Annotated in this window: 14 protein-coding genes; 6 read left to right on the top strand and 8 right to left on the bottom strand. The window is 68.9% G+C overall.

Going from position 1 to position 14381, the window contains the following annotated elements:
- Nucleotides 1–67 precede the first annotated feature (67 nt).
- The 4 genes from AC2IR1_RS19335 to meaB form a co-directional block, all read right to left on the bottom strand.
- Entirely contained in the window at nt 68–643 is a 576-nt protein-coding gene (locus AC2IR1_RS19335) for a GcrA family cell cycle regulator (protein ID WP_486473610.1), read from the bottom strand.
- A 192-nt stretch (nt 644–835) separates the two neighbouring features.
- Complete coding sequence (gene argF / locus AC2IR1_RS19330; protein ID WP_486473609.1) at nt 836–1762, bottom strand: ornithine carbamoyltransferase; 927 nt, start codon at nt 1760–1762, stop codon at nt 836–838.
- Between the two features lie 52 nt (nt 1763–1814).
- Nucleotides 1815–3002: an acetylornithine transaminase gene (locus tag AC2IR1_RS19325; RefSeq protein ID WP_486473608.1), complete on the bottom strand. Its 1188-nt coding sequence runs from the start codon at nt 3000–3002 to the stop codon at nt 1815–1817.
- 474 nt (nt 3003–3476) lie between these two features.
- Nucleotides 3477–4454, bottom strand: coding sequence for a methylmalonyl Co-A mutase-associated GTPase MeaB (meaB, locus tag AC2IR1_RS19320; RefSeq protein WP_486473607.1), 978 nt, complete (start codon nt 4452–4454; stop codon nt 3477–3479).
- A 99-nt stretch (nt 4455–4553) separates the two neighbouring features.
- On the opposite strand from meaB, the gene hrpB reads away from it, so the two are divergent.
- Complete coding sequence (gene hrpB / locus AC2IR1_RS19315) at nt 4554–6989, top strand: ATP-dependent helicase HrpB (protein WP_486473606.1); 2436 nt, start codon at nt 4554–4556, stop codon at nt 6987–6989.
- Nucleotides 6990–7232: 243 nt separating this feature from the next.
- Nucleotides 7233–7520 carry a 50S ribosomal protein L28 gene (gene rpmB / locus AC2IR1_RS19310; protein ID WP_486473605.1) on the top strand — a complete coding sequence of 96 codons (288 nt, stop codon included), beginning with the start codon at nt 7233–7235 and terminating at the stop codon, nt 7518–7520.
- Nucleotides 7521–7735: 215 nt separating this feature from the next.
- Here rpmB and AC2IR1_RS19305 read toward each other — a convergent pair whose 3' ends face one another.
- Nucleotides 7736–8431, bottom strand: coding sequence for an NAD-dependent deacylase (locus AC2IR1_RS19305; protein ID WP_486473604.1), 696 nt, complete (start codon nt 8429–8431; stop codon nt 7736–7738).
- A gap of 76 nt (nt 8432–8507) precedes the next feature.
- Here AC2IR1_RS19305 and AC2IR1_RS19300 point away from each other — a divergent pair, with 76 nt between their 5' ends.
- The 3 genes from AC2IR1_RS19300 to AC2IR1_RS19290 all read left to right on the top strand — a co-directional run bounded on the left by AC2IR1_RS19300 (nt 8508) and on the right by AC2IR1_RS19290 (nt 10102).
- Nucleotides 8508–8960, top strand: coding sequence for a low molecular weight protein-tyrosine-phosphatase (locus AC2IR1_RS19300; RefSeq protein ID WP_486473603.1), 453 nt, complete (start codon nt 8508–8510; stop codon nt 8958–8960).
- Nucleotides 8961–9159: 199 nt separating this feature from the next.
- A complete protein-coding gene (locus AC2IR1_RS19295) occupies nt 9160–9708 on the top strand; it encodes a DUF2087 domain-containing protein (protein WP_486473602.1) in 549 nt (182 codons plus the stop codon).
- On the top strand, nt 9701–10102 hold the full coding sequence (locus AC2IR1_RS19290; RefSeq protein WP_486473601.1) for a GFA family protein: 402 nt from the start codon (nt 9701–9703) through the stop codon (nt 10100–10102). Before AC2IR1_RS19295 ends, AC2IR1_RS19290 begins: the two co-directional genes overlap by 8 nt.
- Nucleotides 10103–10227: 125 nt before the next feature.
- Here the strand turns inward: AC2IR1_RS19290 and AC2IR1_RS19285 are convergent, their stop codons facing one another.
- Nucleotides 10228–10548, bottom strand: a complete 321-nt coding sequence (locus AC2IR1_RS19285) for a hypothetical protein (protein WP_486473600.1) — start codon at nt 10546–10548, stop codon at nt 10228–10230.
- Between the two features lie 443 nt (nt 10549–10991).
- On the opposite strand from AC2IR1_RS19285, the gene AC2IR1_RS19280 reads away from it, so the two are divergent.
- Nucleotides 10992–12188 carry a Hint domain-containing protein gene (locus AC2IR1_RS19280; RefSeq protein ID WP_486473599.1) on the top strand — a complete coding sequence of 399 codons (1197 nt, stop codon included), beginning with the start codon at nt 10992–10994 and terminating at the stop codon, nt 12186–12188.
- Between the two features lie 18 nt (nt 12189–12206).
- Here AC2IR1_RS19280 and AC2IR1_RS19275 read toward each other — a convergent pair whose 3' ends face one another.
- Together AC2IR1_RS19275 and AC2IR1_RS19270 are read right to left on the bottom strand one after the other, a co-directional pair.
- Nucleotides 12207–12983 carry an MBL fold metallo-hydrolase gene (locus AC2IR1_RS19275; RefSeq protein WP_486473598.1) on the bottom strand — a complete coding sequence of 259 codons (777 nt, stop codon included), beginning with the start codon at nt 12981–12983 and terminating at the stop codon, nt 12207–12209.
- Between the two features lie 263 nt (nt 12984–13246).
- Complete coding sequence (locus AC2IR1_RS19270) at nt 13247–14287, bottom strand: cytochrome-c peroxidase (RefSeq protein ID WP_486473597.1); 1041 nt, start codon at nt 14285–14287, stop codon at nt 13247–13249.
- Nucleotides 14288–14381: the final 94 nt, after the last annotated feature.

Below are 14381 nucleotides of genomic sequence, written 5' to 3'. Positions count from 1 at the left end.
CCCTTAGCCGTGGGCACGAAAAAGGGGGCCGTTCGGCCCCCTTTTGCAATCTCGCGATCCGGTGCTGTCAGCGCTTGCGATCGCGGCGCGACGACATCGGCTGGAACGCCACGCCGACATGGGCCTCGCAGTAGGGCTTGCCGGCCTGGGTCGGCAGGCCGCAGAACCAGAAATCGTCGGTCGCCGGGTCGCCCACGGGCCATTTGCAGGTCCGCTCGGTCAGTTCCATCAGCGTCAGCTTCTTGGCCTTCTTCTCGATCTCGCTGACCTTGGCCAGCGCCTCGGGAGAGATCTCGTTGGCCGAGGGCTGCGGCGGCAGCGGCTGGCCGGCGGGAATGATCGCCTTGCGCGCCGGGGTCGGCGCGGGGGCTGCCGCGGCCGGTTGCGGTTCGGGCTTGGGATCCGCCGCCGGGGCGGCCTCGCGCTTAGGCGCGGGCTTGGCCGGTTTCGCCTCGGCCTTGGCCGGGGCCGCCGCCGGCTGCTGCGCCGCCCCGCCGGAGCGGTTGGACAGGCCCAGCCGGTGCACCTTGCCGATCACGGCGTTACGGGTGACGCCGCCCAGTTCCTTGGCAATCTGGCTCGCAGACTGGCCTTCGCCCCACATCTTCTTCAGCAGTTCGACGCGTTCGTCGGTCCAGGACATTCCGCCTCTCCATCTTCCCTTTCGCCGCAGGTGGCCTTCACCTGAGGTCACGGGCCACGGGGCCGTCTGCCAGTGCAGCGGCCCCGTCCCGAAATTCAGACCCCCATACTAAGCATGGAGCGCGGAGTTACAAGGTATCATCGCTGACCCTGCCACCACCGGCCCCCTTGCCCGCAGGGGAAAGCGCCCGGATTACAGGCCCAGGCACCAGCGCATGACGGCCTTCTGGGCGTGCAGGCGGTTCTCCGCCTCGTCAAAGATCACCGACTGGGGCCCGTCCATGACCGAAGAGGTCACCTCTTCGCCCCGGTGCGCGGGCAGGCAGTGCATGAACAGCGCCTGTTCGCCTGCCGCCGTCATCAGCGCATCGTTGACCTGGTAGGGGCGCAGCATGTTGTGGCGCCGCTCGCGGGTGCTCTGGGCGTCATGCATCGACACCCAGGTATCGGCGACAACGATGTCGGCGCCTTCCACGGCGCGCATCACGTCGCGTTCGATCACCACGTCGGAGCCCTTGTCGCGGGCAAAGCCCACGGCCTTGGGATCGGGATCCAGCTGCATCGGACCCGAGAAGGTGACGTCGAAGCCCAGCTGCCCCGCCGCATGCAGCATCGAGGCGCAGACATTGTTGCCGTCCCCGACCCAGACCACCTTCTTGCCCTTGATCGGCCCGCGGTGCTCTTCGTAGGTCAGCACGTCGGCCATGATCTGGCAGGGGTGGCTTTCGTTGGTCAGCCCGTTGATCACCGGCACGGAGGCATATTCGGCCAGCTCGTGCAGGATCGTTTCCTCGTTGGTCCGGATCATGATCATGTCGACGTAGCGCGACAGCACCCGGGCGGTGTCGGCGATGCTCTCGCCATGGCCCAGCTGCATCTCGCCGCCCGACAGCACCATCGTCTGGCCGCCCATCTGGCGCACGCCCACGTCGAAGCTGACGCGGGTCCGGGTGGAAGGCTTCTCGAAGATCAGCGCGACCATGCGACCGGCCAGCGGCTGGTAGTCGTCCGGCATGCCCTTGGGGCGGCCGTCGCGGGCCACCTTCATGGCGCGGGCTTCTTCCAGCATGTGCCGGACGTCTTCGGGATCGGTGGTGTGGATATCCAGGAAGTGGTTCATCGTTGTCTCGCGGGTCCCGGCAGGACCCGCCCTTTTCATGCTCGTACCGGGCTCAGCCCGCTTTCGTCTGTTCAAGAGCGGCCTTGGCGGCCAGGTCCAGCCGGGTCACGGCCTCGCCGATTTCCTCGTCGGTGATGGTCAGTGCGGGCAGGACGCGCACCACGTTGTCGGCGGCAGGCACGGCCAGCACCTCGACGTCGTAGCCGGCCTTGACCACGTCGCCCGCCGGGATCTTGCACTTCAGGCCCAGCATCAGGCCCAGGCCACGCACGCCTTCGAAGACATCGGGGTTCTCGGCCACGAGGCCTTCCAGCTTCTGCCGGAACAGCCCGCCCTTGCGGCGCACCTCTTCCAGGAAGGCCTCGTCGGCGATCTTCCTGATCACGGCATTGCCCACGGCACAGCCCAGCGGGTTGCCGCCGTAGGTGGAGCCATGGGTGCCCGCGACCATGCCGGAGGCCGCTTCCTCGGTGGCCAGCACGGCGCCCAGGGGGAAGCCGCCGCCGATGCCCTTGGCGACCATCATGATATCGGGGGTGATGCCGGCGAATTCATGGGCAAACAGGTGCCCGGTCCGGCCCACGCCGCACTGCACCTCGTCCAGGATCAGCAGGCAGCCCTTGTCGTCGCACATCTTGCGCAGCGCCTTCAGATCGGCATCGGGGATCGGGCGGATGCCGCCTTCGCCCTGCACGGGCTCCAGGATCACGGCGGCGGTCTCGTCCCCGATCATCGCGTCCAGCGCATCCCAGTCGCCCCACTTGGCTTGTTTGAAGCCGGGCAGCAGCGGGCCAAAGCCCTTCACCATCTTCTCGGTGTTGACGGCGGCGATGGCGGCAGAGGACCGGCCATGGAAGGCGCCGTCGAAGGCGATGATCTCCACCTTCTCGGGCTTGCCCTTCTCGTACCAGTACTTGCGGGCCATCTTCACGGCCAGTTCCATCGCTTCCGTGCCGGAGTTGGTGAAGAAGGCGGTGTCGGCGAAGGTCGCATCGACCAGCCGCCGCGCCAGCTCTTCCTGCTGCGGGATCTCGTAAAGGTTGGACAGGTGCCAGAGCTTCTGCCCCTGCTCGGTCAGCGCGGCGACCAGGTCCGGATCGCCATGGCCGAGCGCGTTCACGGCGATGCCCGCGCCCAGGTCGAGGAATCGGCGCCCGTCCTCCTCGATCAGCCAGGAGCCTTCGCCCTTCACGAAGTGAAGCGGCGCGCGGTTGTAGGTCGGCAGAACGGGAGGGATCATCTGATGTCCTTCGCAATACGGAGGCCCTGAATGAGCATGCGGGCTCGGGCCAAGTCAAGTTTTCGAGGCTGTGAAAGGCGCGCCGCGACATTTTGGGCGCAAGATCGGCAACCACCGCTCTCCCTTGGGGGAGGCGGATCCTCAGGCGCGTCGGCGTCGGCGGATATCTGCGGTGCGTACGATCATGACCGCTGACATAGGACGAGTCGGCCCGCTTGCCCAGAGGAAAACGCGCGGCCCCATGCGGGCCGGTGCGTTTGTGGTGCGGTTGCACTGCCTCCGGCGGGAGTATTTCCGCCCAGTGAAAGAGCTGGCCATGCCCAGGAGGCGACTGCGTTCCGTCTTTGCGCGTGGCACGCGAGGGAGGGAGAAGGACGCCGCCTTTCCGGGCCCCGTCCCGCTCTCTCACTGGGCCAAAAATACTCCGGGGTGAATTGAGCCGGCACGGCTCAAGAGGGGGCGGCGCCCCCTCCCTCAGATCCCGCGCAGCGCGGCCAGCATTTCCTCGGCGGCCAGCGTCGGCGTCTTCACTCCGGTGGCGACTTCTTCGGTCAGGGCCGCCATCCGGCCCCGTGCCGCGCCGCGGTCCAGCTCTGCCAGCAGGGCCTGTTTCACGTCCTCGCGGAACCAGAACCGGGCCTGCGCCGCCCGGGCCTGGTCGAAATGCCCTTCGGCGCGGCGCCAGTCGGCGAGCGCCGTCATCTCTTCCCAGGCCTTTTCCAGCCCGTGCCTTTCCAACGCCGAAACGGTCATCGCCTTCGGAAATCCTTCCGGATCCTGCGGCCGTTTCCGGAGCAGCCGCAGCGCGCCTGCGTAGTCGGCGCAGGTGCGCGTCGCCACCGGCTTCAGGTCGCCATCGGCCTTGTTCACCAGGATCATGTCGGCCATCTCCATGATGCCGCGCTTGACGCCCTGCAGTTCGTCCCCGCCGGCAGGGGCCAACAGCAGCAGGAAGATGTCCGAAATCTCCGCCACCACGGTTTCGGACTGGCCCACGCCCACCGTTTCCACCAGCACCACGTCGAAGCCCGCCGCCTCGCACAGCGCCACCGCTTCGCGGGAGCGGCGGGCGATGCCGCCCAGGTGCGTCTGGCTGGGGGAGGGGCGGATGAAGGCATGAGGTTCGCGCGACAGCATCATCATCCGCGTCTTGTCGCCCAGGATCGACCCGCCGGTGCGCGCCGAGGACGGATCGACCGCCAGCACCGCCACGCGCAGCCCCTGCGCGATCAGCATCATGCCGAAGCTTTCGATGAAGGTCGACTTGCCCACCCCCGGTGTCCCCGACAGCCCGATCCGCAGGGCCTGCCGCCCCGATCCCGCCAGCATCTGCAGCAGCCGCGCCGCCTCCGCCCGGTGATCCGCGCGGGAGCTTTCGACCAGCGTGATCGCCCGGCTCAGCGCCCGGCGGTCGCCGGACAGGATCTTTTCGGCCATCGTCTCGATATCCATCAGGCACTCCTGCTGCTTGCCCAAGGGTGTAGCCGCCCCCGCCGGGTGGTGCCAAGGGGGAGTGGACCTCGTCCCTGCTCCCGGCGCATAAGGGCGGCCATGAGCCGCACCGCCTTTCCCCTGCCCATCGACGACGCCCTGCCGGAGCTTCTGGTGGCCCTCAAGGCCACGGGCCGCGCCGTGCTGCAGGCGCCGCCGGGGGCGGGCAAGACCACCCGCGTGCCGCTGGCCATGCTGGAAACGGGGCTGACGCAGGGCCGCATCCTGATGCTGGAACCCCGCCGCCTGGCCGCCCGGGCTGCCGCTGAACGCATGGCCTCCACCCTGGGTGAACGTGCCGGGGAAACGGTGGGCTACCGCGTGCGGGGCGAGGCGAAGGTGTCGAAGGCCACCCGGATCGAGGTGGTGACCGAAGGCATTCTGACCCGCATGATCCAGTCCGATCCGGAACTGACGGGCGTGGGCGCGGTGATCTTCGACGAATTCCACGAGCGTTCGCTCAACGCCGATCTGGGCCTCGCGCTCTGCCTCGAAATCGCGGGGGCGCTGCGCGAGGATCTGATCCTTGTCGCCATGTCCGCCACGCTGGATGCGGCGCCGGTGGCGGCGCTGATGGGCGATGTGCCCATGGTCACCTCCGAAGGCCGCGCCTTCCCCGTCGATCTGGTCCATGCCGACAGGCCCCTGCGCAAGGGGCGGGACGCCTGGGCCGATGTCGCGGCGCTGGTCGAACGTGCCGTGGCCGAGACGGAGGCGGGCGTGCTGGTCTTCCTGCCCGGCGCGGGGGAGATCGCCCGGGTGAGCCAGGCGCTGGAGGGGAGGTTGCCGAAGGGCTGCCATATCCGCCCGCTCTACGGCGCGATGAAATTCGCCGATCAGCGCGCCGCGCTGGAGCCTGCGGCGCAGGGGCGCAACGTGGTGCTTGCGACCTCGATCGCGGAAACCTCGCTGACCATTCCCGACGTGCGGGCGGTGGTCGACGCGGGCCAGGCGCGCCGGGCGCGCTTCGATCCCGGATCGGGCATGTCACGGCTGGTGACCGAAAAGGTCTCCCGCGCGGAGGCCGATCAGCGGGCGGGCCGGGCGGGCCGTGTCGCGCCGGGCCGCTGCTACCGCGCCTGGACGAAGGGCGAGGAGGGGGCGCTGCCCGCCTTCCCCCCGGCGGAGATCGAGGCGGCGGACCTGTCGGGCCTCGTGCTGGAACTGGCGCTCTGGGGCGCCGGGCCGGGGCAGCTGGCCTTCCTGACACCGCCCCCCGAAGGCGCCTGGGCCGAGGCTTCGGCGCTGTTGCAGATGCTGGGCGCGGTGGATGACCTGGGCATCACCGAACATGGGCGCAAGCTGGCGGGGCTGCCGCTGCACCCGCGGCTGGCGCATATGCTGGCCATGGCCGGGCCGTCGGCCGCGCCGCTCGCCGCCCTGCTGGCCGACCGTGATCCGATGTCGCGCGGCGCGCCGGTGGATCTGCACCTGCGGATCAGGGCGCTGAAGGGGGATCGCGACAGCCGCGCAGATCCGGGCGCGCTGGCCCGCATCCGGACCGAGGCGAAGCGGCTGGCCCGCGACGCCGGGCCTGAACGCGGGCTGGAACTGGCGGAGATGGCCGCGCTGGCCTACCCCGACCGCATCGGTCTGCGCCGCCCGGGCGAGGCGCCGCGCTACCTGCTGTCGGGCGGCAAGGGCGCCGTGCTGCCGCAGGAGGATCCGCTGGCAGGCGCCCGGCTGATCGTTGCGACGGATCTGGACGGCGACCCGAGGGAGGCGCGCATCCGCCAGGCGGTGCAGATCACCGAGGGCGAGGTGCGGGCGCTCTTTGCCGCAGAGATCACCGAACAGCAGCTTTGCGACTGGTCGAAACGTGATCGCCGCGTGCAGGCCCGGGTGCAGGAACGCCTGGGCGCCGTGGCCCTGTCGGATCGCGCCTGGAAGGAAGCCGATCCGGCCGATGTCGCCCGCGCCATGCTGGACGGGGTGCGGGAGCTGGGGCTGTTGCCCTCCGAACCCGCGCGGCTCTTCCTTGCCCGCGCCCGGCTGATGCAGGCCGGGGATGCGACCTTCCCCGATTATTCCGACGCCGCGCTGATGGCGGACCTCTCGGACTGGCTTCTGCCGCATCTGGGGGGCGTGCGGTCGGCCGAGGACTGGAAGCGATTCGACCTGCTGCCCGCGCTGCGCGCCCGGCTGGACTGGGATCAGCAGCAGCGGCTGGACCGGGCGGTGCCCGCGCGTTTCACCACGCCGCTGGGACGCGAGATCGCCATCGACTACTCGGGGGAGGACCCGGGCATCCAGCTGCGCCTGCAGGAGATGTTCGGCCAGACCGTTCACCCCTCCGTCGCCGGCCGCCCGCTGGTGGTGACCCTGCTGTCACCTGCGGGCCGCCCGGTGCAGGTGACGCGCGACATCCCGGGATTCTGGACCAATTCCTACCCCGATGTGCGCAAGGACATGCGGGGGCGCTATCCCAAGCATCCGTGGCCCGAGGATCCGCGCGAAGCGGATCCGACCCTGCGCGTCAAGCGCAGGCAGGGGTAATGGATCCGCGCAAAGCGGGCCCGACCCTGCGCGTCAAGCGTCGTCAGTGAGCCCGGAACGAGCCCGGATCGGGCAGCGACGGGCGGCCGCGCCCTTGCCGTCCTGTCATTGTCCCGAAACACTTGACCTCCCTTCCGCTCACGCGTAAAGACGCGCAACGAGATTCAGGGCGCCGCCCAGTGCGGTGCCCGTTTGTATTGAACGGGGCGCGAACTGCCCTTCAGACCAGACGAGGATAGACCCATGTCGCGCCGCTGCGAACTGACCGGTAAAGGCCCGATGACTGGCAACAACGTCAGCCATGCCAACAACAAGACCCGCCGCCGTTTCCTGCCCAACCTGAACGACGTTTCCCTGCGTTCGGAAACCCTGGGCCGTGCCGTGAAACTGCGCATCTCCGCTTCCGCCCTGCGCTCCGTCGACCACCGCGGTGGTCTGGACAAGTTCCTGGCCAAGGCCAAGGACACGGATCTGTCGGACGCCGCTCTGAAGATCAAGAAAGAGATCGCAAAGGCCCAGGCAGAAGCCTGATCGCCCGATCCTTTCGACGAATCGAACGGCCTCGCCTCTCCGGCGGGGCCGTTTTGCTTTGACGCAGAGGCTGGGGCCGCGGGCAAGGCCCCTCGCCCCGCCCGCCGGGTGCAGCCGCACCTGCCGGGGCAGGGCCCGATAGGGGCGCGTCGCCGGGGAACCCCCGCTGCGCCCGTTCCTGCATGAAAACAAAGCCTTGCCTGCGGCCTCGCCCGTCAGCGCCCCGACAGGAGTTCCGCCACCCAGAGCGGCACGACCTCTGTCGCCGGCCCCACCCGCGCCTCGGCGAAATCGCTGCGGACCGAAGAGGCTTCCAGGTTCAGCTCCACCGTATGGGCGCCCGCGTCATCGGCCATCTGGACGAATCCCGCCGCCGGGTAGACCTGCCCGGAGGTGCCGATGGCGGCGAAAAGCGTGCAGCTTTCCAGGTGTTCCATGATCTCCTCCATCCGGTAGGGCATCTCGCCGAACCAGACGATGTCGGGGCGGCCCGCAGGGGCGGCGCAGGCAGGGCAGGGCTCTCCGGGGTGCATCGTGTCGGGGGCGGGCCAGCGGTGGCCGCAGGCCGCGCAGAGGGCCGAGGCCAGCTCCCCATGCATGTGGATCACCCGCGCCGCGCCACCGGCCTCGTGCAGGGCGTCGACGTTCTGGGTCACCAGCACCACCTCGCCCGCATAGTCGCGCTGCAGCCGTGCCAGCGCCTCGTGCGCGGCATTGGGCCGGGCCTGGGCCGCGGCCTGCCTGCGGGCGTTGTAGAACCGGTGCACCAGGTCCGGATCGCGGGCGAACCCCTCCGGCGTGGCCACATCCTCGATTCGGTGCTGCTCCCACAGCCCGCCCGCGTCGCGGAAGGTGCCCAGCCCGCTCTCGGCGGAGATCCCGGCGCCGGTCAGGATGACGATTTTCTCCATCTGCCCTTTTCCCTGGCTGTTCCCGGCCCTAGCCTCTGACCGGACCGTGACCGACCTTAGACCCGGGAGAGCCCCCATGACCACCAGGATCCTTTTCGTCTGCCTGGGCAATATCTGCCGCTCGCCCTCGGCAGAGGCCGTGACCCGCGCCCGGGCGCCGGGCCTCTCTCTCGACAGCGCGGGCACCGGCGGCTGGCATGCGGGAGAGCCGCCCTACGGCCCGATGCAGCAGGCTGCCCGCGCCCGGGGCTACGACATGTCGGACCTGCGCGCCCGCCAGTTCCGGCGCGCCGACTTCGACGATTTCGACCTGATTCTCGCCATGGACGGCCAGAACCTCTCGGACATCGAGGATCAGCGCCCGGCGGGCAACGCCACGCCCGTGCGGCTTTTCACCGACTACCTGCCCGATGCCAGCGCCTTCGCCGGCGCGACGGAAGTGCCGGACCCTTACTACACCCGCGATTTCGACGGCGCCCTGCGCCTGATCGAGGACTGCGCGGATGGCCTGCTGGCCGATATCACCTGACACCCGGCCCTTGCCCCGGCGCGCCGCCTCGCCTACCCTCGGGTACGGTCGGCAGACACCGAGGCCCGCTGCCCCGAGAGGGGAGGCTAAACCTGCCCGGTCCCGCAAGGGTCCGTTCCAGACATCCGACAGTTTCGCCCCGCGTGCCTGTCGTGACCCGGCGGCACACGACATTCCCGGCACGCCCGACGGAGCTGACATGTCCAGACCCCTGATTCCCCTCACGACCCCCGATATCTCCGCCTTTGCACGGACCCTTTCCCGCCAGCTTTCGGCGGCCGGGGGGACCCCGTCCCACCTGTCACTGATGAACATGCTGGCGCGCTCTGCCGGATACCGGAATTACCAGCACATGCGCGCGGCCCATGCGGCCCAGGCGCGGCTGGCCCCGGTGCCTGCCATGCCCACCGATCACCGGCTGGTTGAACGCGCGTTGCAGCATTTCGACCCTGCGGGCCGCCTGCTGCGCTGGCCCGGGCGGCGGCAGGTCCGCACTCTCTGCCTGCGGGCGCTCTGGTCGCAGCTGCCCGCCGCGACCTCGATGACCGAAAAGCAGGTGAATGCCGCGCTGGCCGGGTTGCATAGCTTCGGGGACGTGGCCCAGCTCCGTCGCGGCATGGTCGAGGACCAGTTGCTGACCCGCAACCGCGACGGCTCCGACTATCGCCGGGTCGAAGGTGCGCCGGGGCCGGAGGCGCTGGCCCTCATCCGCCTTCTGGCTGCCCGGGCGGCGCAGCCCCATGAGTGAGCGGTCGTCCGAATGCCACGCGGGCAGTTGCCTCTGCGGCGCCGTCCGCTTCACCGTGGCGGGCCCGCTGGGCGATGTGACCGCCTGCCACTGCTCCCGCTGCCGCAAGGCCAGCGGCCATTACGAGGCCAGCTGCGAGGTCGCAGCGGAGGCGGTGACGATCGAGGGGGAGGCAGCGCTTCGCTGGCATGCCGCGACCCCGAAGGCGCGGCGCGGGTTCTGCGGCACCTGCGGCAGCTCGCTCTTCTTCGTGCCGGCGCACGGGGAATGGTTCGGGATCAGCATGGGGGCCTTCGACGGCCCCACTGGCGCGCGCATGGCGCTGCATATCTTCACCGCCGACAAGGGCGACTACTACGAGATCACCGACGGGCTGCCGCAGAACGCCCAGTGAAAGGTCCCAGTAACGGTCCCCAGTGACAGGTCCCGGTGGTCAGTTGCGACGTCTGCCTCCGGACATGGAAACAACCCCGTGCCCTCCCGGGCGCGGGGTATTGTCCCTCCGCGATGCGCGCGGGCTCAGCCGGCGCTGCAGGTTTCCTGAGCCAGCGTGCCGAACTGGGAATATCTCTCCCAGAAGATCTCGTCGTTGCGGGATTTGGACATCTTCACGTCCTGCGCCATGTCCGGCTTGCGGATGAACTTCGCCGCCTGCCGCTGGTCGCGGCCGCTCAGCGTCAGGTTCGCCGCGTTCTGGATGCAACCGCAAAGCTGGTAGCTGACCGAGCGGGAGGAAGCCATGCAGGCCTCGCTGATCGGTCCGGCGCTTGCGGTGCCCGCAAAGCTGGTGAGGGATGCGAATGCCGCCGCGGCCAGGGCCGCCCGGTATGTCTTGATCATGTCGTCACTGCCTATCGTTACCGCCGGTCCGGAGGTTGATCCCCCGTGGTCCGGTCCGCTGTCCTGTCGGTTCGGGCCCGGCCCGTCTGTTGCACCAGAGGTCGCCCATCAGAGGTGCACGGTGCCAGCCCAGCAAATATTGGCAAAAAATCGGTTAATCGACAACGAGTCTCTGCCCGGGTTTTGGCAGAAACGGCAAGAGTCGGCTCATTTGAACGCGGGGAAAGGCAATGCGCTTGCGCGGCGGGTTTCCGCCCGAATCCCCGGCGGATAGCCCTGCAAAGGAACCGCAAAAGTCCCGCGATCCGGCTCTTTTTCTCCCTGCGAAACCGTTCGGACTTTCCCGGCATCTTGTTTAACCCCCGGTAAATTGGCACGAAAAGTTGACACCGGACGCGGGCGCATTGCCCCAAAGAATCCGGGCGACGGGGAAGGGCAGGCAGATGGCAGTGGTAAGCTTCACCCTCAGGGGCGATCAGATCGCGACCTATTCATCCTACTATGGCAACGGAAACGGCAATTCCCGGGTCGTGACGGTCGAAGGCGTGCAGGCCATCGGCACCGCGGACGAGGTCTATACCGTGGTCGTCGAACAGGTGAGCGACGGCACGACGGAATTCCGCAACGGCCAGTTCGTGACGATCTACGATTCCGCCGGCAATGTTGTCATGTCGCGCTGCGGGGTGAACCCCGATGCCGAACAGGGCCTCGCCGGCGGGGATGAGCACATGCTCTTCACCCAGTCCAACTTCCTGATCGATTACGCGGGCTTCTCCGAAGGGACCTCGACCTACAGGATCAATCCCTCGGCCGAGCGTGCGAATGGCAAGCTGGGCGACAACGACGGCGAATTCGACTGGACCGATGCCTCCGCCTTCGTCTGCATCGCGGCGGGCAGCCGGGTGGAAACGCTGCGCGGGCCCCGCGCGGTGGAAACCCTGCAACCGGGGGATCGGCTGCCCTCGGTCTCCGGGGCGCTGCGCCGGGTGCTCTGGGTCGGTCACGGTCACATGACCTTCAGCCCGGCAGAGGACGCGCAGAAGCCGATCCTGTTCCGGGCGGGCTGTTTCGGGGGTGGCATGCCGGCGCGCGACCTGCGCCTGTCGCCGCAGCATCGGGTACTGCTGGAAGGGGCGGAGGTGCGGCGCCGCTTCGGCGAGGATCGCGTCCTGGCGCCCGCCCGGGGCCTGCTGCCCCTGCGCGGGGTCCGCGTCATGCGCGGCCGCCGGACAGAGGTCTACGTGTCCGTCCTGCTGGATCGCCATGACGTCGTGCTGGCCGAAGGCACCCCGGTCGAAAGCTTCTGGCCCGGGGTCGAGGGCATGAAGCGCCTGCAGCCGCTGATGCGCCGGGCGGTGCACGCGGCAATCCCCGGCCTGGCGGAGGACGGGCCCTCTGCCTACGGCACGCCTGCCGCGCGGCTTCTGCGGGTCGGCGAGGCGCGCAGGCTCTGTGAAGAACTGCGCCAGCTGCGCGACGCGGCCGGGGACGAGGGGCGCAGTCCGCGCCCGCTGACCCCGCGCGCCCTGCGACATTTGCCGGTCATGGGGCGCAAGCCCCGCTTCCTGAAGCCGCGCCAGTACGAGGATCTCCTTGCCACTGGGTTCGAGGGGATCCCCCTGCGCCTGCGCAGCGCCTGATCGCGCCGGCGGCCCCGGTCAGCTGTACCAGCCGCCGATCACCACCTCGGTCCCGGCGCCGTTCTCGGCCAGCAGGCGGGTGAACAGATCGGTGTCGGACCCCTTGTAGTGGTAGGGGTAGACGACCCGGGGCGCGAAGGCCGCGACGCCGTCGGCGGCCTGCTGTTCGGTCATCGTGTAGGGCAGGTTGAAGGGCACGAAGGCGATGTCGATATCGGACTGCGCCCGCATTTCCGGGGTGTCCTCGGTATCGCCGGCGATGTAGATGCGCAGCCCGTCCACGTCCAGGACATAGCCGTTGTCGCGCCCCTGCGGGTGATACTGCAGGCGGTCCTCGGTCATGTTGTAGGCGGGCACCGCCTCGACCGGCATGCCCAGCAGGGTAGCGCTGTCGCCGTTCGACATGACGGTATTCTGCGCCGCCAGCGCCTCCGGCAGGCTTTCGGCGACGGTGGGATTGGTGATCTTCGGCACCGATCCGCCCGCGCGGTCCACCAGGCCCGCCAGGGTTTCGGGGTCGAAGTGATCTCCGTGATGGTGGGTGATCAGGATGGCATCCGCCGGCGGCAGCGCCTCGTAGGCGGCGGCCCCGCCGACCGGATCCACGTAGACCCGCCCCGCGGGCGTATCCATGACAAAGCTGGCATGGGACACCGGGTGGATCGACAGCTTGCCGGTGGCGGTGTCGTAGCTGTCTCCCGTCAGGTTCTGCGCCATGGCGGCGAAGGGGCGCAGCAGGCTGGCGCCGGTGCCGGCGGCCAGTGCGGTGGTCATCATCGTTCGGCGTGTCAGCATGATCTCTCTCCTCGGAGGCTGGCAACAACTGAAACGGCGCCGCTGAACCATCACAGGACGCCTGTCCGGAAGGGTAGCGCCCGAACCCGGCAAGTCCCGCTCACTTTCCCGTCAGGCCCGCCGGTGGCGACCCGCAGCCGACCTGGCCCGCCCCCGGCGGCGGGGAACGACTGCGGCGCGCCCCGGGCAGGAGGCGCGCCGCGATCATCCATGGCCGGGGCCGGTATGGCGCCCTGGGCCAGGTTCCGAGCTTACGCCCGACCTCAGGGCAGGATGGCCTGCTGCGGCCGGGGCGTGGCCGCCGTCTCTGCCGGCAGGGTGGGCAGGGTGACTTCCGGCATCTCGCCGGTCAGGCTGTCCAGGAAGGCCACGATCTTGCCCGCGTCCTCATCCGACAGTTCCTCGCCCAGCTGGCTTTCGGCCATGATCTGCACGGCCACCTTCAGATCCCAGACCTTGCCGGAATGGAAATAGGGCGCCGTCAGGGCCACGTTGCGCAGGGGGGCGGCCCGGAAGACGTATTCGTCATCCACCGTTTCGGTCACGGCAAAACGGCCCTTGTCGCCTTCCGGCAGGACATCGGCGCCGGGCTTCTCGATCAGGCCGAAGGGGTAGTAGCCATGCCCGCCCACGTTCACGCCCGAGTGGCAGGAAACACAGCCGAGATCCATGAAGAGGCCCAGCCCCTCCTTCGCCGCCTCGGTCATCGCCGCATCATTGCCGTTCAGCCAGGCGTCGAAGGGCGCAGGCGTCAGCAGCGTCGCCTCGAAGGCCTCGATCGCCTTGGCCATGTTGTCGAAGGTGGCGGGCGCGTCCTCTCCGGGGAAGGCGGTTTCGAACAGGGACACGTATTGCGGCATGGAGGTCATCATCACCACCACGTTGTCGGGGGTATTGGCCATCTCCACCCCGGCCTGCACCGGTCCCTTGGCCTGGGCCTTCAGGTCCTCCGCCCGGCCGTCCCAGAACTGTGCCTCGTTCAGCACGGCATTCAGGACCGTGGGGGCATTGCGCGGGCCCTTCTGCCAGCCATGGCCGACAGAGGTTTCCAGGTTGTCGTCGCCGCCGGTCGTCAGGTTGTGGCAGGAATAGCAGCTGAAGACGCCCGAAAGGGACACACGCGGATCGAAGAACAGCATCTTGCCAAGCTCGATCTTCTCGTCGGTCACGGGGTTGTCCGCCACCGCCGGAATGGTGGAGGGCAGGGGGCTGAACAAATCGGTCGCATAATCGCGCAGCTCGTCGGCCGCAGCCGTCTGCGCCAGGGCCGTACTCGCCACGAGCAGGGCTGTCAGGGTACGCATAATCGTCTCCGTTTTGGGGCTGGAGTTCGCGCAGGGACAGTCTGCTCCCGTATGGTGCGGGGCGGTTTGATCTGGATCAGTTACTTATAATTAT

This window comes from Pseudooceanicola sp. NS-SX8 (assembly GCF_057380755.1).
Note: the sequence above shows the minus strand (reverse complement) of the source record. Positions and strands in the feature narration are given on the sequence as shown.